This is a genomic window from Pseudomonas sp. 5C2 (assembly GCF_034314155.1).
Taxonomy (GTDB): domain Bacteria; phylum Pseudomonadota; class Gammaproteobacteria; order Pseudomonadales; family Pseudomonadaceae; genus Aquipseudomonas.
In genome coordinates, this window is record NZ_JAVIWH010000002.1 from 942938 (window position 1) to 961816 (window position 18879).

The window sequence follows — 18879 nt, forward strand, 5'->3', positions numbered from 1 at the left end:
CGAGCTGTCCTTCAGTACGAAGGATCGCTTAACAATCACCAGATGGGGATTTAACGGATGAAACTGAAAAACACCTTGGGCATTGCCATTGGTTCTATTGTAGCCGTGACTTCGTTCGGCGTTCTGGCACAAGGCCAAGGCGCGGTCGAGGGTGAGCTGTTCTACCAGAAACACTTCAACCGTAGCGTCGACGACGTTGAGGATGGCTACAATCCTGGTGCTTCCATCGGCTACTTCCTGACCGATGACGTCGAAGTGATTTTGGGCTACGACAAAACCAATTACACGCGCTCGAACAACAACACCAACTGGCAGAAAATTCGCGGCGACGAAGCTTCTCTGACCGGTATGTACCACTTCGGTACTGTTGGTGACGCTATTCGTCCATACGTTTCCGGTGGTTTCGCTCACCAGAGCTTGACCAACGTGCAGGCTGATGGCCATTCGGGTCGTGACCAATCCACATTCGCTACAGTCGGTGGCGGTGCCAAGTGGTACATCACTGACAACTTGTACGCTCGTGCTGGCGTTGACGCTTCGTACAAACTGGACAACGGTAAGTGGGACTACGCTCCTACCATCGGTCTGGGTGTGAACTTCGGCGGTGGCTCCAAGCCAGCTCCGGCACCGGTTCCAGAGGCAGTTGCTGCAGAGCCAGCACCCGTTGCAGAACCAGCTGTTGCTGAGGTTGTACGTGTTGAGTTGGACGTGAAGTTCGACTTCAACAAAGCCGTTGTCAAGCCTAACAGCTACAGCGACATCAAGAACCTCGCTGACTTCATGAAGCAGTACCCACAGACCCGCACTACTGTTGAAGGTCACACTGACTCCGTCGGTCCTGACGCTTACAACCAAAAACTGTCTGAGAAGCGTGCAAGCGCTGTCAAACAGGTTCTGGTTAACCAGTACGGTGTTGGTGCTAACCGCGTGAATTCGGTTGGCTATGGTAAATCCCGCCCAGTTGCTGATAACGCAACTGACGCTGGCCGCGCTATCAACCGTCGCGTAGAAGCTCAAGTAGAAGCTCAAGCTAAGTAATTAGCCCCCGCTTCAAGAGAAGCCCGGCTTTGGCCGGGCTTTTCTTTGTCTGCGATTTGATGCTTTGATGCCTCGTTGTGTGCGGTAGGTCAGCCACAGTGCTTAAGGCTATTCGCCAACACATCGGCTCCCGCAGAGTTGTAGCCCCCCGCCACTTCTCCAATCACCAGAATCGCCGGGCTTTTCAGTTCGAAGGCGACGGCGTCCAGCTGCATGTCAGCCAGCGTGCTACGGCATTCGCGTTGATGGGGCAGTGAGGCGTTTTCGATCATGGCCACAGGCGTGTTCGCAGCCAAACCACCCGCGAGCAGGTTGTCGCGTATTTCTGACAGTTTGGCGACGCCCATGTAGACCACCAGTGTCGTGCCACTTTGTGCCAGCGCTTGCCAATTCAGGCTGCTGTCGTCCTGCGTGTGAGCGGTGACCAGGGTCACGCCACGACTGACGCCACGCAAAGTCAGAGATATACCGCACTGAGTTGCTCCGGCCAGTCCGGCAGTGATTCCGTTGACCAGTTCGACCTCAACCCCTTTCGCCCTCAGCCACTCGGCTTCTTCGCCACCGCGTCCGAAGATGCACGGGTCGCCACCTTTAAGTCGCACCACGCACTTGCCTTGTCGGACATAACGCAGCATGAGTCGATGGATGAAGGCCTGAGGTGTCGAGCGACAGCCGCCGCGCTTGCCGACGGCGATCACTCGAGCTGTAGGGCAGTGTTCCAGTATCGCAAAATTGACCAGGTCGTCGATCAACACCACCTGGGCTTCGTGCAAGGCCCGCACGGCCTTGAGCGTAAGCAGTTCAGGGTCACCAGGGCCTGCGCCCACCAGCCAGACTTTTGCGCTCATGCTGCAGCCCTCATTAGCTAATTGCCATTGGCAGCGGGTTGGCCGCCAGCAGTCGTTTGATTTCCGGTACGCATGAGCCACATTGGCTACCGCAGCCCAGTTGTGTTTTCAGCTCAATCAGATCAAGTCCGCGACCAATCCCGGCTAGCACAGCGCTTTCGCTGACATTCATGCAGTTGCACAAGGTTTTGCTGCTGTGAGGCGTGGCCGCTGCGTTACCGGGTGGGGTGCTGATCGGCGCTAGGAGCCAGCGGCGCAGTTGTTCATCGGCGCGGCCTTCCAGCCACAGGTTCTGCAGCCAATGCTGGGCGATGGTTTCCCCGGCCAGGCGGATGGCGGTGATTCGGCCATTTTCGATGCGCACCCGCTTGCCAATAGAGCGGCGTGGGTCGTCATAGGACAGTACCGGGCCTTCATTCAGGCCAAGTAGCTGGTCGATCTGTGTGAGTAATTGATTGTCCGGCGCTTGGGTGCTGGCAGCGCGGATCAGCAGAGCAGGACGCTCGCGACCGGCCAGGCTGAGGCTGGCGTAGGCAAAGTTTTCGCACAGCGGGCGCAGGGCTTCAAGATGAGCTTGTACGTCGCCTTCGACCAGCGCAAACAGTTGCCACGGCAACGTCACTGCCTCAATGCGCACACCGGTGTGCTTGAGCTCCGGTTGCTTGGACAGTGGGTCGAACGCCGGTTGTGTGAGGATGTTAACGCCTCCCTTGAGAAAGCGATCACCCCAGTGCATCGGCAAAAACGCCTGGCCTGGTCGTACGCTGTCATCGCTGCTGACGGGTACGATCAAACTACCGCGACGACTTTTCAGACTTACCAGATCGCCCGCTTGCAGGCGATGGCGGCGCATCTCGTCAGGGTGCAAGCTCAATACGGCTTCGCTGACATGGCCGAACAACCGGGCAGCGGTGCCTGTACGGCTCATGCCGTGCCATTGATCGCGCAGGCGCCCTGTGTTCAGGGTCAGCGGGAAGCGTGCGTCACGCAGTTCCTTGGCGGCTCTGTAGGGTTCGGCAATGAAGTTGGCGCGGCCCGACTCGGTGGGGAAGATGCCGTCGCCATACAAGCGCGGTGTTCCTGTCCGGGCACCGGCTGGGAAGGGCCATTGTTGTGGGCCTTGTTGATCGAGCACGGCATAGCTGATGCCCGACAGATCCAGATCACGCTCGCGCGTCAGCTGTTTGTATTCATCGAACAGCGCTTGAGGTTGATCAAACGCGAACAGGCTGGGCGTGCCTGGACGTAGCCGTTGTTCCAGGCGTTGGGCGAAGTCCACGGTAATCGCCCAATCCGCGCGTGCCTGGCCGGGGGCCGGTATCGCCTGGCGCACGTGAGAGATGCGTCGTTCCGAGTTGGTGACCGTGCCTTCTTTTTCGCCCCAACTCGCCGCAGGCAACAGCAGGTCGGCAAAGCGGCAGGTTTCGGTGGTGCGAAAGGCTTCCTGCAGGACCACAAAGGGGCACGTGGTCAGCGCTTGCTGAATTTTCTGTTGATCGGGCAACGACTGCGCGGGGTTGGTGCAGGCAATCCAAAGGGCCTTGATCTTGCCCGCCTGCAATTGCTCGAACAACTCGATGGCGGTCAGGCCGGTAGAGTCGGGTAACGCATCGACCCCCCAATACGCGGCAACCTCTGCGCGATGCGTGGCGTTGGCCGCTTCGCGGTGGCCCGGCAGCAAATTGGACAAGCTGCCTGTTTCGCGGCCGCCCATGGCGTTGGGCTGACCGGTGAGAGAGAAGGGGCCTGCGCCGGGACGGCCGATTTGCCCGGTTGCCAAATGCAGGTTGATCAGTGCGCTGTTCTTGGCGCTACCCGAGGTGGACTGATTCAAACCCATGCACCACAGCGACAGAAAGCTCGGGGCGGTGCCAATCCATTGCGCGCAGGCGTGCAGTTGCTCCACGGGAATGCCGCAGATTTCGGCGACCATTTGCGGGGTGTAATCGCGCACCAGGGTTTTTAGCTCTGCATAGCCCTGGGTATGCTGATCGATAAAGCTGCGATCGATCCAGTCCTCCCAAAGCAGCAGGTGCAGGATGCCGTGAAACAGCGCGACATCGGTGCCGGGCTGGATCGCCAGGTGCAAGTCCGCCAGTTCGCAGGTGTCTGTGCGGCGCGGGTCGACCACGATTATTTTCATGTCCGGCCGCTGGCTTTTCGCTTCTTCCAGCCGACGGAAGAGCACCGGGTGGGCATAAGCCATGTTGCTGCCAACGATTAGCACGCAATCGCTGAGCTCAATGTCCTCGTAGCTACACGGTGGTGCGTCTGCACCCAGGCTGCGTTTGTAGCCGACCACTGCGGAAGACATGCACAGCCGCGAGTTGCTGTCGATATTGTTGGTGCCGACCAGTGCCCGGGCCAGTTTGTTGAACGCGTAATAGTCCTCGGTCAGCAGTTGCCCGGAGACGTAAAACGCAACGCTGTCCGGGCCGTGTTCGCGAATGGTGTCGGCGAACACGTTGGCCGCGTGGTCAAGCGCTGTGTCCCAATCGGTGACGCTGCGGGCCAAGGATTTACCCAGGCGCAGTTCCGGGTACAGCGCCCGAGCCGTCAAGTCGCCGGTCAGGTGCAGGCTTGAACCTTTGCTGCACAATTTGCCGAAGTTGGCCGGGTGCCGGGGATCGCCGCTGACGCCGAGAATGCGCTCGTTGTCATGTTCGATCAGCACGCCACAGCCGACTCCGCAATAACAGCAGGTCGACGCGGTGATCTGCGTTGTAGCGGCGGGTGGGCGCATTATGCTGCTTCCTTCAATGCCAGTTGCACGCGGCCGTTCTCTACCCGGGCCAAGTGTGTGTGCGTGCAGCCCACGTCGGGCGCCTGCGCTGCACCCGATTCCAGGTCGATCTGCCAGTTGTGCAGCGGGCACGCTACGCGCTTCCCATAGATCAACCCCTGAGACAATGGGCCGCCTTTGTGTGGGCAACGGTCGTCGAGGGCGAAGACTTCATCGTCGCTGGTGCGAAAGATGGCGATGTCCCCCTTGGGCCCTTCGATGATGCGCGAGCCCAGTGGGTTGATGTCTTCCAGAGCGCAGATATCGAGCCAGTTCATGCCAGCACCTCCACAGGGATGCGTTCGAATTCTTTCTTCAGCAGCGGTTGCTTGATGCGCTCTTTCCATGGGTCCTGCTCGAATGACAGTGAGAACTGCAATTTCGCGTTCAGGGCCCGGCGGTTATCGTGATCTTCCAGCACTGCTTTTTTGATGTGCTCCATGCCGACCCGCTGCAGGTAGTGCACGGTGCGCTCCAGGTAGAATGCTTCTTCGCGATACAGCTGCAGGAAGGCGCCGTTGTATTCGCGGACTTCTTCAGCGGTTTTCAGCTTGACGAAGAATTCGGCGACTTCGGTCTTGATCCCGCCGTTGCCACCGATGTACATCTCCCAGCCGGAGTCGACGCCGATGATGCCGACGTCCTTGATCCCGGCTTCCGAACAGTTGCGCGGGCATCCGGACACGGCCAGTTTGACCTTGTGCGGTGACCACATATTGAAAAGATCGTGCTCGAGTTCGATACCCAGTTGGGTCGAGTTCTGCGTGCCAAAGCGGCAGAACTCACTGCCGACACAGGTCTTCACCGTGCGGATCGATTTGCCGTAGGCATGCCCAGAAGGCATGTCGAGGTCTTTCCAGACACCCGGCAAATCCTGCTTCTTGATCCCCAACAGGTCGATACGCTGCCCGCCGGTGACCTTGAGCATGGGCACGTTGTACTTGTCGGCGACATCGGCAATACGGCGCAGCTCGGACGGGTTGGTCACTCCGCCCCACATCCGCGGTACCACCGAATAAGTGCCGTCTTTCTGAATATTGGCGTGAGCGCGTTCGTTGATCAGGCGCGATTGCGGATCATCCTTTGCCTCGCCTGGCCAGGTGGAAATCAGGTAATAGTTCAGCGCTGGACGGCAGGTGGCGCAGCCGTTGGGGGTGCGCCAGTTCATGTAACTCATGGCGCCGGTGATGGTCAGCAGATGCTGATCGCGGATGGCCTTGCGGATTTGTCCATGGTTCAGGTCGCTGCAACCGCAGATGGCTTTTTCGCTCTTCGGTTTGACGTCCGCCGCGCCGCCCACGGTGTTGATCAGAATCTGCTCCACCAGACCGGCGCAAGAACCGCATGAGCTGGCTGCCTTGGTGTGCTTCTTCACGTCATCGACGCTGAACAGGCCATGTTCCTGAATCGCCTTGACGATGGTCCCTTTGCAGACCCCATTGCAGCCGCAGACTTCGGCACTGTCGGCCATGCTCATGGCTTTGTCCTGGCCCTGGTGGCCGACATCGCCCAAGGCGTTTTCGCCGAACATCAGGTGGTCGCGGATTTCATTGATCTGATGGTTTTCGCGGATTTGCCGGAAGTACCAGCCGCCGTCTGCGGTGTCGCCATACAGGCAGGCACCGACCAGGATGTCATCCTTGATCACCAGCTTTTTATAGACCCCGCCAATCGGGTCGGACAGGGTGATGGTTTCGGTGCCTTCGCCGCCCATGAAGTCGCCAGCGGAAAACAGGTCGACGCCGGTCACTTTCAACTTGGTCGAGGTCACCGAGCCTTGATAGCGCGCAAAGCCCAGTTGCGCCAGGTGGTTCGCGCAGACCTTGGCCTGTTCGAACAGCGGCGCCACCAGTCCGTAGGCAATACCTCGATGGCTGGCGCATTCGCCGATGGCATACACGCTCGGGTCGTAGGTTTGCAGGGTGTCGTTGACCAGAATCCCCCTGTTGCAGGGGATGCCAGCCTGTTCGGCCAATTCGGTGGCGGGGCGGATGCCGGCAGCCATGACCACCAGATCAGCAGGGATCACATCGCCGTTCTTGAATTGCACAGCTTTCACCCGGCCTTTGCCGTCATCGAGCAGTGCCTGGGTCTGTTCTTTCAGGCGGAACGTCAGGCCGCGTTTTTCCAATTCCATTTGCAGTAAATGCGCGGAAGTCTGGTCCAGTTGGCGTTCCAGCAGCCATTCGCCGATGTGCACCACGGTCACGTGCATGCCGCGCAGCTTGAGGCCGTTGGCGGCCTCGAGGCCGAGCAGGCCGCCACCAATCACCACTGCGTGGGTGTGGGTCTTGGCGGTGTTGATCATGGTCTGGGTGTCGGCGATGTCGCGGTAGCCGATCACACCCTGCAGGTCATTGCCAGGGATTGGCAGGATAAAGGGGGTCGAGCCGGTCGCGATCAGCAAACGATCATAGTGGGCTTCGGTGCCGTCGTCGGCGATTACCAGGCGCTTGGCGCGATCTATTTTCACTACTTTACGGTTGAGCAGTAGCTGGATGTTGTTTTCCAGGTACCAGCTCAAATCGTTGAGCACGATTTCATCGAACGTTTGCTCGCCGGCCAATACTGGCGACAGCAGAATGCGGTTGTAATTGGGGTGTGGCTCTGCGCCGAACACGGTGATGTCGTACAGGTCGGCGCTCAGTTTGAGCAGCTCTTCGAGGGTGCGAACGCCGGCCATGCCGTTGCCAATCATCACCAGTTTGATTTTTTTCATAGTGCCTCCGAGATACCACGAGGGGCGTGCTCGACAAGTTCCGCGCAAACAAAAAAAAGGCGTCCCGCTAGTCACCTAGCGAGGACGCCTTTGTCCAGTCCCGTTCTCTCGGGAAGTGCAGCTTTCGTCGTTGAAAGCGGACACTTTATAAATTGCTTGATGAACCTAATGCAGTGGTTGTGCCAAGTCGGTGGGCGCCCATGATTACGGGGGTTTTCCAGGCGTTGTGCGGGGTTGATTGCACTCTTTTAACGCGGATTGCGCGCAAGTGGTGCGATCTTGGGTCGCCACCTCATCCACGCAAGATCCAGATAATCAGCAACAGATTCACCAGCAACGACGTCAGCGCCAGTGCTCGCCATACCTTCAGCGGCTCCCGTTCCAGCAGCGGTCTGGGCTTGACCTTGAGCGTGGTCAGTTCGGCCTGCTCCAGTTCCAATAACCACTCTTCGGCGGTCTCATAACGCTGGGTCGGGTCTGCGCTCAGCGCCCGGCTCAGGTTGCGCTCCAGCCAGTCCGGTACGTCCGGTCGATAGCGACTGGCTGGAACCGCCACGCCAAAGTGCGGGTGTTGAAACGCTTCGATTTCGCCATAGGGATAGTGCCCGGTGAGTAAGTAATACAGGGTCACTCCGGCGCTGTATAAGTCCTGTTGTCCACTGGGTGCTACGCCGTCAAAAGCTTCGGGGGCGATATAGCTGGGTGTGCCGGGTAAGTCGTTGGCGGTATCGACTGACAAACCGGGGCAATACGCCAGGCCGAAATCCAGCACGCGCAGCTCGCCACCGTCATCGAGCAGCAGGTTCTCCGGCTTGATGTCGCGATGCACGATGTTGCGCCGATGCAGTAGACCCAGGGCGCGCAGCAAGCTTATGGCCATATCCTGCCATTGCGGCAACGGCAGTGGACCGTTTTCCTCGAACACCTGGGCCAGGGTCTGACCGGGGTATTCGCGCATCACGTAATACAAATGCTGACGTTCGGGGGCGGGATGTATTTCAGGGAAAAACCGTCCGGCCACGCGCCGCAAGAACCACTCTTCCAGTAGCAGGCTTTGTCCGGCATTACTTTCGGCATGACGACTTGCAGGCAGGGTTTTCAGTAGCCAGGGCTGTTGCTGCTGATCGCGGACCCGGTATAGCAGGGATTGCCGCGACTGCCCGAGTACCGTTTCCACCTGCCAGCCCTCGAACCGTTGGCCTGGCTTCAGCGCGGGAGGTATTGACCATTGCTGAAGCTGGATCAGGGTGTCGCCAAGGTTATCCTGCCCCAGCCCATCGACCTGAATCAGCAGGGCGCTGGCGTTGTCCTGACTGCCCGCCAGGTGCGCGGCGCTGACCAGGGTCTGCACCGCGTTATCGAGATTGTCCTGCTCACGCAGGATTGAGCTGATGCTGGCTTCGCTGAGCGTCGACCACACGCCATCACTGAGTATCAGCCAGCGCTCGCCCTCGCGCAGTTCGCCGTCGAGGTAGTCCATGACCACGTATTGATCGAGTCCCAGCGCGCGCTTGAGGACGTGTTGCATGTCCGGTTGTTCCCAGACGTGGTCCTCGCTGACGCGCAGCAGTTGCCCCGCGTGCCAGCGGTAAACCCGGCAATCGCCGACATGGGCCAGGGTGAAACGCCGGCCCCGTAAGACGATGGCACTCAAGGTAGTCAGCAGGCCATTGGCCTGCAGCCAGCGATTCTGTGCCAGCAACAGGCGGTCCAGCGACTGCGCGACACCCCAGGTTTCCGGGGTGGCGTAGTAATCCAGCGCCAGTGCCTGCAAGGTCGAGCGGGCCGCCAGCCCGCCGTCGGCACAATGGCTGACACCGTCGGCGAGGGCGAAGAGGTAGCCCTTGCTCGCCGCCAGTGCCGGCATCGGCGTCACCAAGCGACCCGCATCCTGATTTTCCGTGCGCGGACCGCTGGCGCTGAAATGGGCGAAGCTCAGTTGCAAGCTCATCGGAGAGGTTAAACCCGTGCCGCCGTCACCGCTGCCGAGCCCCATGTGGTTCTCCAGCGGCGTTTGACGTTATGCAGGCCGAACCAGGCCAACACACCGAGGCTGGCGAACAGCCACAAACCCATTTGGTAGTCGCCGGTGTTCTGCTTGATTGCACCCAGACCGGCTGCCAGGAGGAAGCCGCCCACGCCACCGGCCATGCCGATCAAGCCCGTCATGACACCGATTTCCTGACGAAAGCGCTGTGGCACCAGCTGAAACACTGCACCGTTGCCGGCACCCAGGCCAAGCATTGCCGAAACGAACAGGGCCAGGGCAGCCCAAGAGCTGGGCAGGTTAAACCCGACAGCCGCAATACCGATGGCCGCTACTGCGTACATCCCCGACAAGGTACGAATCCCGCCGAACCGGTCCGCCAGAGCACCGCCCAGTGGGCGCATCATGCTGCCACCGAACACACAGGCTGCGGTGTAGTAGCCTGCAGTCACCGGGCTCAGGCCGTATTGGTCGTTGAAATAGCCGGGCAGGGCGCTGGCCAGGCCAATGAAGCCACCGAAGGTCACTGCGTAGAAGAACATGAACCACCAGGTGTCACGGTCGCCCAAGGCTTTCATATAGTCAGCCATGGATTTTGTTTTGGCCCGTTGCGGGGAGTTGCGGGCCATCAAGGTAAAAACGATCAGGACCAGGATCAGCGGAATCAGGGCGAAGCCGAACACGTTGGTCCAACCAAAGACCAAGGCCAGTGCGGGGGCGATCAGGGCGGCGAACACGGTGCCGGAATTGCCTGCACCGGCAATGCCCATGGCCTTGCCTTGATGCTCGGCCGGGTACCATTGCGAGGCCAGCGGCAGGGCGACTGCGAACGCGGCGCCTGCCATGCCGAGGAACACTCCGAGCAGCAAGGCTTGCTCATAGCTGTGAATGCCCAGCTGCCAGGCCGTCAACAACGCACTAATGACGACCACTTGACCGATGATGCCGGCCGTCTTGGGCGACAATTTGTCCGCAAGCAGACCCATGAATACGCGCAGAAAGGCACCCGCCAGAATCGGCGTCGCGACCATCAATCCGCGCTGCTGGGTGGTCAGGTGCAGATCGCCGGCGATCTGTACGGCCATTGGGCCGAGCAGGTACCAGACCATGAAGCTCAGGTCGAAATACAGGAAGGCTGCGAACAGAGTCGGCTTATGGCCGGCTTTCCAGAAGCTTGTATTCATTGAACACCTCATCTGCAAAAAAGAGTGGTGGCCTGAGGCCCGAATGCAAAAAAAAACGCCGCAACCCGATTCGCGTTTGCGAGAGGGGTATGCGACGTCTTTGTCGTAAGTGGGGCAACCGCCGTTGGCTACCTGTGTAATCTCTGAAGCAAAAGCCGGGCCATCATCAGGGGATTGCTCTCGCGCAGCGCGTGATAGCAGTCAATTCATCCCAGTAACTCACTCATGGCAATGATCTGCTCAGCCACCTGAATCAGCTTCTGCTGGCGGCTCATGGCTTGGCGGCGCATCAGGGTGTAGGCCTCTTCCTCTTTGCAGTCTTTCATTTTCATCAGCAGGCCTTTGGCCAATTCAATGCGTTTTCGCTCCACCAATTGCTGGTCGCGTGCCTGTAATTGGGCACGCAGCGCTTGATCGCTCTCAAAGCGGGCCATGGCCACGTCCAGAATCGGTTGCAGTCGTTGGGCATTGATACCTTCAACGATGTAGGCACTGACCCCGGATTTGATGGCTTGGCGCATGACGAGCGGGTCGTGCTCATCGGTGAACATCACGATAGGGCGCGGCAGATCGCGGCTGACCAGTACCACTTGCTCCATCACGTCTCGGCCGGGGGATTCGGTGTCGATCAAAATGACGTCGGGGCGCACGGCCTCTACCCGTGCAGGCAAGTCGATGGTCAGCCCGGACTCGTCGATCACCTCGAAACCGGCCTCGCTGAGTGCGGCCTTGAGACGTCCGACTTTTTTTGCCGTGTCATTTATCAGCAGGATACGCAGCATGTTCGCGACTTCCTTCAGCGACTGACACGGGTGGGGACGGCATCGGCCAGCGCGTGCAGCTTGAAGCTGTGTGCATAGGCCGTGGGGTCGCTACCGTCCCAGACTTTGCCATCAATCAGCTGGCTGCTGCGCATGGCAGACTCAGGGACTGCAACGCCGACAGCGGCCGCTGCCTGGCTATACAGCTTCAGTTGCTGTACTTGCGTGGCGATCCCAAGATAGTCAGGGTCTTCGCGCAACAGGCCCCAGCGCCGGAACTGGGTCATGAACCACATGCCGTCGGACAGGTAAGGCAGGTTGACCTCGCCTGCGCCATGAAAGCGCACGGCATGCAGGTCATGCCAGCGATTACCGAGACCGTCGGCATAATCCCCCATGAGGCGTGGTTCTATGCAATCCACCGGCGTATCTAAGTAATCGCTGCCGCTGAGCAATTGCGCGGTACTGCGCCGATTTTCATCGTTTTGTTCGATAAAGCGGCTGGCTTCCAGCACTGCCATGACCAGCGCCCGTGCGGTATTGGGGTACTGCTCGACAAACTCACGGGTGCAGCCGAGCACTTTTTCCGGGTGGTCGGGCCAGATCGTCTGCGTCGTCGCCAAGGTAAAGCCAAGGCCTTGATTCACCGCGCTGGCGCACCAGGGTTCGCCGACGCAGCAGCCGTCGATACGCCCGGCTTGCAGGTGCGCGACCATTTGTGGCGGCGGCACGACGACGCTGTTGACGTCGTTCAGCGGATGAATGCCCTGGCTCGCGAGCCAGTAGTACAACCACATGGCATGTGTGCCGGTGGGGAAGGTCTGGGCAAACGTCAGTTTTGTACGGCTTTGGTGCACGTACCGATCGAGCGCCTCAGGACTGGTCACGTTCGCGTCCTGCAACGCTTTGGATAAGTTGATGCTTTGCCCGTTCTGGTTCAGGCCCATCAGCACCGCCATGTCGGTGCTCACGGAGCCGCTGATTCCCAATTGCACCGCATAGATCAGCCCGTAAAGGCTATGAGCGGCGTCCAGTTCGCCACTCACCAGCTTGTCGCGCAGATTGGCCCAGGACGATTGGCGTTTCAGGTTCAGGGTCAAGCCATAGGGCTGAGCAAACCCTTGGGTGGCTGCAACCACCAGTGGTGCGCAGTCGGTCAGGGCCATGAAGCCCAGGTCGATGGTATTTTTTTCCGGCGCGTCGCTGCCTGCGACCCAGGCTAGAGCGTTGTTCGGTAGTGTGTTCATGCCGATTTATTCATGGTCAAAGCGCCATCCATAAAAAAGCATCGTGCAGTCTTTTGCACAAGCAAAGACAGTCACGACGCCATTGTCCGATGCCTCGCTCCGCCGTTGGAACGAGTGTAGATAACGGTGGGATGTGCAAGGCATATGCCATCCTTGCCGCGACACATGACCTGTAGTGCGCTAGCTGTAAAGTCCAATGCAATACATCAAGTCATCTTTGATGGGCTCACTGAGTGCCGCCATTACCGCTACGGCTTGACCTTACGTTAGATCGTTTTCGCCCATAGGCACGTCCGTCAGGGACGCCCACCCCATTGCGGCGAGTACTGCTGACTCTAACTCTTGCGGTACAGCTCTTTCGTACTGCAATGAATTTCCGGATTGGGTTCGGGATAAAATCCACTGATTACGATAAATGTCATGGATCAAGATGGGACCTACGGCTATGCCCGTACTCCGATAAACAGGTCTAGTCCCATTGGCAATTGCTCATTGATCGCTACGGCTATCTGCTGTGCTTGTTTGCTGGTTAGCAACCATTCCCCATCTGGGCTCTCATTCATATTTTTCCAGCCAAGAATTCCCATTACAGCGGCTTCATGCTCAGGCTGAATGGTGAGGTCGTATTTTAACGAGTCGTCCTCATCATCGCCTTTTAAAAACCCACTGATCCATAAAAACATAATTGGCCTCATATCCTATTTTGGTGTGGTTCTGCCGGGTTTTGCTGGCTTGGTTTGTTCGCCCGTTTCCGCGTTGAATTCACCAAGGTGTTTCCCCTGCGGATCGTACATTTCAACAGCGCCGTGCTGGCTATCCCACTCGTACATTCGGCCCTTGCGGTCTTTCCAGCGGCTACGCATACCTCCACCACCCTGAACGCTGCTTTTGGATTTAACAGGAAAGGTATCTGGAAATGCAGGCAACACCAATGGCGGCTTGTGGTACTTGATATCACCCCCGCCAGCAGGCTTTGAAAGCACCAAATACAGCGAGTTCAGCCCCGTATCTGCTGGAAACACCAGAATACAGTCGTCGGTGGTGATGTCCTCTCCGGGAAGGCCTTCAATCTGCGAGTCTGTGCCTTCGGGGATCGGGTGGACCAGGATAGTGCCCAACCGTCCGCCATTGTTGTCGGGATAAACCAGCGGCGGCATTTGTACCAGTCCGCTGCGCCGCGGGGTCCAGAGAATGGTGATGCCGTTGAGCTTGGTCTCCATCGCGGTTTTGTCGGCGTTCCACGTGGCCTGCACCGTGCGTACTGTGTCGTCGCCCGAGGCGCCGGTATGGATGCCGTAGACCTGCAGCGCGCCCTCGGCATCGCGGCGGAACTGGAAGCGCACACGCGTGGGCGCGTGAGTCATGTTGCGCAACTGATTGTCGGTGTAGAGTGTGCCGTCGCCCATTTTGGCCGGGAGCATCCCCAGTATGAAAATGCTGGCAGGGCCGCCCGCGCCGCGTATTGCCCAATTAAGCCCCCGCTGCATGATGCCGCCACCGGCCATTCGACCCAGCGCCAGATCGGCACCGAGGGCCGTTGCTATAGCGGTGTTGGCAGATGGAATAAGCATGGCACCCGCCACCATCACGTTGCCGAAGTTTGAGGTGGGCTCTGGGGCGGTACCGGCTTCAGTGCGGCACCATTTGCCAGAAATGCAGGACTTGGCAAAGACTAGGTCTGTACGTTTTTTGGGGGGCGGCCATCGATCTTCGGCGATGTAAATCCGCTCTGGCTCAGAGGGTTTATTCCAGGCTGCCCACGAGCCACCACCGTTCGGAAGATTCCGGCTTGATGCGAAAAAACTGTCGAAAGTTTTTTTTGAGTTGTCCTTGCTCATGACAAGTCCCTGTATCACTTTGTGTCGAGCCGGAGAGCTGTCGCTCAGCCTGGTTCCGGTCAATGTGACTTGGTAACCTGAAGTTTCAGACTCGCCAATGCGCTTGCCGTTTCAGAAAGGGCACAGGGCAAGCGCGCTGCAAGTTCGAACTCGCCTATGAGCCCTAGCCCGTCTATAATCGCTGCCCTGAATTCAGCCGCTCACGAGCCAATCCCGCCCATGTATAACCTGGCCCGCCAGTTATTGTTCAAACTCTCCCCCGAGACCTCCCATGACCTGTCGCTGGATCTGATCGGCGCGGGCGGGCGTTTGGGGCTCAATGGTTTGTTTACCAAGGCGCCTGCGCAGTTACCGGTAACGGTCATGGGCCTGAACTTCCCTAACCCGGTCGGGTTGGCCGCGGGGCTGGACAAAAATGGCACGGCGATCGATGGGTTTGCGCAGTTGGGCTTTGGTTTTGTCGAAGTCGGCACCGTGACCCCGCGCCCACAGCCGGGCAATCCGAAACCACGGATTTTCCGTCTGCCGCATGCCGAGGCAATCATCAACCGGATGGGTTTCAACAATCTGGGTGTCGATCACCTGATCAGCCGGGTACAGGCTGCCAAGTACCGCGGCATCCTCGGGATCAACATCGGCAAGAATTTCGATACCCCGGTAGAGCGCGCCGTGGACGACTACCTGATCTGTCTGGATAAGGTCTATGCCCATGCCAGCTACGTGACCGTGAATGTCAGTTCGCCGAACACGCCTGGCTTGCGCAGTCTGCAGTTCGGTGACTCGCTCAAGCAATTGCTCGAAGCCCTGCGCCTGCGTCAGGAGGACCTGGCGCAAAAACACGGCAGGCGCGTGCCGCTGGCCATCAAGATTGCGCCTGACATGACGGATGAAGAAATCGTGCAGGTCGCTGCTGCGCTGGTTGAATCAGGCATGGATGCGGTGATTGCGACCAACACCACGCTCAGTCGCAAAGGTGTTGAAGGGTTGCCCCATGCGGACGAAGCAGGTGGCCTGTCGGGCGCGCCGGTTCGTGAAAAGAGTACCCATACGGTCAGAGTACTGGCGGGTGAATTGGCCGGGCGGTTGCCGATCATTGCGGCGGGTGGGATCACAGAAGGCAAGCATGCGGCTGAGAAAATCGCTGCAGGTGCGAGTCTGGTGCAGATATATTCGGGCTTTATTTATAAAGGACCTGCGTTGATTCGCCAGTCGGTTGATGCAATAGCGGGGATGTCGTCCCGGCACAGCGCATAAAAAAGGGGTTCCTTGACGGAACCCCTTGGGCTTTAGCCCGCCGCCCGGGTGGGGCGTGCATGGTTTAGGTCATCTTTCAAAATTTTAAAAAAACTTGATCGGAATGTACCTGATTAGCCGACCGCGTGAAGTTCGTTGAGTCTGTGGATACCCGCAGTGCCGGTCATACCGTCCCAGTTGTCGCCGCGTCCTTCTCGCCAGCCATTGATCCAGGCTTGGCGTACCGACGGTAGAGTAAAGGGGCAAAGCTCACGGGATTTACCATGAACACCAAATTGATATCCGCGTAAAAATGCTCTTTCCAACGGATCACGCTTAAGTCTTCTCATAGGGTGTTGCCCTCGTTTGTTGACTGTAATGTCCCTGATGACCTCATGTTGAGGTCGGGCAGAATCTTCTGCCGTTGGTGCCCGCTGCCGGCGTCGCGGGCTTGGTGTTGTCACCGTTGCGGTGACAACCTGTGACGAGTTCTAACCAATGCGCTTAGCTCTGTGAATGATCGTTTTGTCATAAGAACGTAACTATTGGCGTGGTAATGCCATAAGCATGACACTCATTCGCAGGTTTTTTTTGCCACAGGCCCCCTGAGCCGAGGCTTTGAATGAAGGCCGATACGGTTTTTCAAACGCGAATGATGGCGGATTGCTTTCAGCCGTAAAACGACGAAGGGTCAGGATGTGACTTTTTATTACAGCGACCTTCAACCTAAATGGTCGATGATCGAACGATCAATTGTCTTTTGGCCACCAAGCTGATGGACTGACTGCTGCATCGACGCAACGCGCCGATGACGGTGGACCGGCACAATATGTGTGCCACGCAGGCGGTCTCCAAGAAAGGCGTCTGTTTAAAATCTGGTCGGGCAATGCGTTGCCCCGCCGCTTATCGCTTAAGGCCCTGGATTACCCATGTCGGACCGTTACGAACTCTTTCTTACCTGCCCCAAGGGCCTCGAAGGTTTGCTCGCTGAGGAAGCCACCGGGCTTGGCCTCGAGGAGACCCGCGAGCACACCTCGGCCATTCGTGGCATGGGCGACATGGAGACGGCCTATCGACTGTGCCTCTGGTCGCGCCTGGCCAACCGGGTGTTGCTGGTGCTCAAGCGGTTCCCGATGAAAGATGCCGAGGACCTGTATCACGGTGTACTCGATGTCGAATGGGAAGATCACCTGGACGCTGAAGGCAGTCTCGCGGTGGAGTTCAGCGGTAACGGTTCGGGGATCGACAACACCCACTTTGGTGCGCTGAAGGTCAAGGATGCGATCGTCGACAAGCTGCGTACCCCGTCGGGCCTGCGTCCTTCGGTCGATAAGCTCAACCCGGACTTGCGCGTTCACCTGCGCCTGGACCGCGGCGAGGCGATTCTGTCATTGGACCTGTCTGGACACAGTTTGCACCAACGTGGTTACCGCTTGCAGCAGGGTGCGGCGCCGTTGAAAGAAAACCTGGCGGCAGCGATTCTGGTGCGGGCCGGCTGGCCGCGCATCGCTGCTCAAGGCGGCGCGCTGACAGACCCGATGTGTGGCGTCGGCACCTTCCTGGTGGAAGGGGCGATGATGGCTGCGGATATCGCGCCAAACCTCAAGCGCGAACGCTGGGGTTTTTCGGCCTGGCTCGGGCACGTCCCTGCCTTGTGGAAGAAACTGCACGAAGAGGCGCAGGCGCGGGCCGATATCGGTCTGGCCAAGCCACCGCTGTGGATTCGCGGTTATGAAGCCGATCCACGCCTGATTCAGCCCGCTCGCAACAACATTGAACGCGCAGGCATGAGTGAGTGGGTCAAGGTCTATCAGGGCGAAGTCGCGACGTTTGAGCCACGTCCCGATCAGAACCAGAAAGGGTTGGTCATCTGTAACCCTCCTTACGGCGAACGTCTGGGTGATGAGGCGAGCTTGCTCTATCTCTACCAGAACCTCGGCGAACGTCTGCGTCAGGCATGCCTGAACTGGGAAGCGGCGGTGTTCACCGGCGCGCCGGATCTGGGCAAGCGCATGGGTATTCGCAGCCACAAGCAATATGCCTTCTGGAACGGCGCCTTGCCGTGCAAATTATTGCTGATCAAGGTTCAGCCGGATCAGTTCGTCACCGGCGAGCGCCGCACACCTGAGCAGCGTCAGATTGAGCGTGAGCAGATCGAGGCGGATGTATCGGTTGAAGTCGAAGCGCCCGGCAAGTACGAAAAGTACAACAAGAACGGCAACCCCATTCGCAAACCTGAGCCGGTTATTGAACAGGCGCGGTTGAGTGAAGGCGGGCAGATGTTTGCCAACCGCTTGCAGAAAAACCTCAAATTGCTGGGCAAGTGGGTCCGTCGTGAAGGCATTGATTGCTATCGGGTCTACGATGCCGACATGCCCGAGTACGCGTTGGCCATCGATTTGTACCACGATTGGGTTCACGTTCAGGAATACGCCGCGCCCAAGACTATCGATCCGGAAAAGGCGTCGGCCCGTCTGTTCGATGCGCTGGCAGCGATTCCCCAAGCATTGAATATCGACAAGAGCCGGGTGGTGATCAAGCGCCGTGAGCGCCAGAGCGGCACTAAGCAGTATGAACGCCAGAGCGCCCAAGGACAGTTCCTTGAGGTGAGCGAAGGCGGTGTCAAACTGCTGGTGAACCTGACCGACTACCTGGATACCGGGCTTTTCCTCGATCACCGGCCGATGCGCATGCGCATTCAGCGTGAGGCCGCGGGCAAGCGCTTCCTGAACTTGTACGCCTACACGGGGACCGCGAGTGTGCATGCGGCAAAGGGTGGCGCACGCACAACCACCAGTGTGGATCTGTCCAAGACCTACCTGGATTGGGCTCGACGTAATCTGTCGCTCAACGGTTTCTCTGACAAGAACCGTCTGGAGCAGGGCGACGTCATGGCGTGGCTGGAAGCAAGTCGTGACGAGTACGACTTGATTTTCATCGACCCGCCGACGTTCTCCAATTCCAAACGTATGGAAGGGATCTTCGACGTGCAGCGCGATCAGGTGCAGTTGCTTGACTTGGCGATGGCGCGTCTGGCGCCGGGCGGTGTGTTGTACTTCTCCAACAATTTCCGCAAGTTCCAGCTCGATGAGAATCTTAGCGAGCGCTATGCGGTCGAAGAAATTACGGCGCAAACCGTTGACCCGGACTTTGCTCGCAACAGCAAGATTCACCGTGCATGGCGTATTACAGCCCGCTGAACCCGCGATACGCCCCCCCCTGGCTTAATTAGTTAGGGGGGG

15 protein-coding genes are annotated in these 18879 nt (G+C 58.6%); 3 read left to right on the forward strand and 12 right to left on the reverse strand.

The window, feature by feature from the left end; genetic code table 11:
* Positions 1-57 precede the first annotated feature (57 nt).
* Positions 58-1038, forward strand: a complete 981-nt coding sequence (locus tag RGU44_RS05050; protein WP_322179475.1) for an OmpA family protein — start codon at positions 58-60, stop codon at positions 1036-1038.
* An 89-nt stretch (positions 1039-1127) separates the two neighbouring features.
* Here RGU44_RS05050 and cobA read toward each other — a convergent pair whose 3' ends face one another.
* The 11 genes from cobA to RGU44_RS05100 form a co-directional block, all read right to left on the reverse strand.
* Positions 1128-1886 (reverse strand): uroporphyrinogen-III C-methyltransferase, encoded by a 759-nt coding sequence (gene cobA / locus RGU44_RS05055; protein ID WP_322215925.1) that lies wholly within the window; start codon positions 1884-1886, stop codon positions 1128-1130.
* 13 nt (positions 1887-1899) lie between these two features.
* The gene (locus tag RGU44_RS05060; RefSeq protein ID WP_322215927.1) at positions 1900-4629 is read right to left on the reverse strand and encodes a molybdopterin-dependent oxidoreductase; all 2730 of its coding nucleotides are present in this window, start codon (positions 4627-4629) and stop codon (positions 1900-1902) included.
* A complete protein-coding gene (nirD, locus tag RGU44_RS05065) occupies positions 4629-4946 on the reverse strand; it encodes a nitrite reductase small subunit NirD (protein ID WP_322179472.1) in 318 nt (105 codons plus the stop codon). The genes RGU44_RS05060 and nirD overlap by 1 nt, the downstream gene beginning before the upstream one ends.
* Positions 4943-7387, reverse strand: coding sequence for a nitrite reductase large subunit NirB (nirB, locus tag RGU44_RS05070; RefSeq protein WP_322215929.1), 2445 nt, complete (start codon positions 7385-7387; stop codon positions 4943-4945). Before nirB ends, nirD begins: the two co-directional genes overlap by 4 nt.
* 292 nt (positions 7388-7679) lie before the next feature.
* Entirely contained in the window at positions 7680-9338 is a 1659-nt protein-coding gene (locus RGU44_RS05075) for a bifunctional protein-serine/threonine kinase/phosphatase (protein ID WP_322217749.1), read from the reverse strand.
* Positions 9339-9346: 8 nt separating this feature from the next.
* On the reverse strand, positions 9347-10558 hold the full coding sequence (locus tag RGU44_RS05080; RefSeq protein ID WP_322179470.1) for a nitrate/nitrite transporter: 1212 nt from the start codon (positions 10556-10558) through the stop codon (positions 9347-9349).
* A 206-nt stretch (positions 10559-10764) separates the two neighbouring features.
* The gene (locus tag RGU44_RS05085) at positions 10765-11340 is read right to left on the reverse strand and encodes an ANTAR domain-containing response regulator (protein WP_322179469.1); all 576 of its coding nucleotides are present in this window, start codon (positions 11338-11340) and stop codon (positions 10765-10767) included.
* Between the two features lie 14 nt (positions 11341-11354).
* Entirely contained in the window at positions 11355-12566 is a 1212-nt protein-coding gene (locus RGU44_RS05090; protein ID WP_322215933.1) for a CmpA/NrtA family ABC transporter substrate-binding protein, read from the reverse strand.
* Positions 12567-12827: 261 nt separating this feature from the next.
* Positions 12828-12995: a pyocin S6 family toxin immunity protein gene (locus tag RGU44_RS24915; protein ID WP_369125136.1), complete on the reverse strand. Its 168-nt coding sequence runs from the start codon at positions 12993-12995 to the stop codon at positions 12828-12830.
* Between the two features lie 14 nt (positions 12996-13009).
* Positions 13010-13249, reverse strand: coding sequence for a pyocin S6 family toxin immunity protein (locus RGU44_RS05095; protein ID WP_322179467.1), 240 nt, complete (start codon positions 13247-13249; stop codon positions 13010-13012).
* 15 nt (positions 13250-13264) lie between these two features.
* A complete protein-coding gene (locus RGU44_RS05100) occupies positions 13265-14404 on the reverse strand; it encodes an S-type pyocin domain-containing protein (RefSeq protein ID WP_322215935.1) in 1140 nt (379 codons plus the stop codon).
* Between the two features lie 219 nt (positions 14405-14623).
* Between RGU44_RS05100 and RGU44_RS05105 the strand changes: the two genes are divergently transcribed.
* On the forward strand, positions 14624-15658 hold the full coding sequence (locus RGU44_RS05105) for a quinone-dependent dihydroorotate dehydrogenase (RefSeq protein WP_322215937.1): 1035 nt from the start codon (positions 14624-14626) through the stop codon (positions 15656-15658).
* A 113-nt stretch (positions 15659-15771) separates the two neighbouring features.
* Here the strand turns inward: RGU44_RS05105 and rmf are convergent, their stop codons facing one another.
* Positions 15772-15987, reverse strand: coding sequence for a ribosome modulation factor (rmf, locus tag RGU44_RS05110; RefSeq protein WP_080290409.1), 216 nt, complete (start codon positions 15985-15987; stop codon positions 15772-15774).
* 579 nt (positions 15988-16566) lie between these two features.
* Here rmf and rlmKL point away from each other — a divergent pair.
* The gene (rlmKL, locus tag RGU44_RS05115; RefSeq protein WP_322179464.1) at positions 16567-18837 is read left to right on the forward strand and encodes a bifunctional 23S rRNA (guanine(2069)-N(7))-methyltransferase RlmK/23S rRNA (guanine(2445)-N(2))-methyltransferase RlmL; all 2271 of its coding nucleotides are present in this window, start codon (positions 16567-16569) and stop codon (positions 18835-18837) included.
* Positions 18838-18879: the final 42 nt, after the last annotated feature.

What these genes read in the sequence shown, in the direction of transcription:
- RGU44_RS05090 (WP_322215933.1), bottom strand. Translation starts at nt 12,566, where the DNA reads ATGAACACACTACCGAACAACGCTCTAGCCTGGGTCGCAGGCAGCGAC.
- rlmKL (WP_322179464.1), top strand. Translation starts at nt 16,567, where the DNA reads ATGTCGGACCGTTACGAACTCTTTCTTACCTGCCCCAAGGGCCTCGAA.
- RGU44_RS05075 (WP_322217749.1), bottom strand. Translation starts at nt 9,338, where the DNA reads ATGAGCTTGCAACTGAGCTTCGCCCATTTCAGCGCCAGCGGTCCGCGC.
- RGU44_RS05060 (WP_322215927.1), bottom strand. Translation starts at nt 4,629, where the DNA reads ATGCGCCCACCCGCCGCTACAACGCAGATCACCGCGTCGACCTGCTGT.
- RGU44_RS05080 (WP_322179470.1), bottom strand. Translation starts at nt 10,558, where the DNA reads ATGAATACAAGCTTCTGGAAAGCCGGCCATAAGCCGACTCTGTTCGCA.
- RGU44_RS05095 (WP_322179467.1), bottom strand. Translation starts at nt 13,249, where the DNA reads ATGTTTTTATGGATCAGTGGGTTTTTAAAAGGCGATGATGAGGACGAC.
- RGU44_RS05050 (WP_322179475.1), top strand. Translation starts at nt 58, where the DNA reads ATGAAACTGAAAAACACCTTGGGCATTGCCATTGGTTCTATTGTAGCC.
- RGU44_RS05100 (WP_322215935.1), bottom strand. Translation starts at nt 14,404, where the DNA reads ATGAGCAAGGACAACTCAAAAAAAACTTTCGACAGTTTTTTCGCATCA.
- RGU44_RS05085 (WP_322179469.1), bottom strand. Translation starts at nt 11,340, where the DNA reads ATGCTGCGTATCCTGCTGATAAATGACACGGCAAAAAAAGTCGGACGT.
- nirD (WP_322179472.1), bottom strand. Translation starts at nt 4,946, where the DNA reads ATGAACTGGCTCGATATCTGCGCTCTGGAAGACATCAACCCACTGGGC.
- nirB (WP_322215929.1), bottom strand. Translation starts at nt 7,387, where the DNA reads ATGAAAAAAATCAAACTGGTGATGATTGGCAACGGCATGGCCGGCGTT.
- cobA (WP_322215925.1), bottom strand. Translation starts at nt 1,886, where the DNA reads ATGAGCGCAAAAGTCTGGCTGGTGGGCGCAGGCCCTGGTGACCCTGAA.
- rmf (WP_080290409.1), bottom strand. Translation starts at nt 15,987, where the DNA reads ATGAGAAGACTTAAGCGTGATCCGTTGGAAAGAGCATTTTTACGCGGA.
- RGU44_RS05105 (WP_322215937.1), top strand. Translation starts at nt 14,624, where the DNA reads ATGTATAACCTGGCCCGCCAGTTATTGTTCAAACTCTCCCCCGAGACC.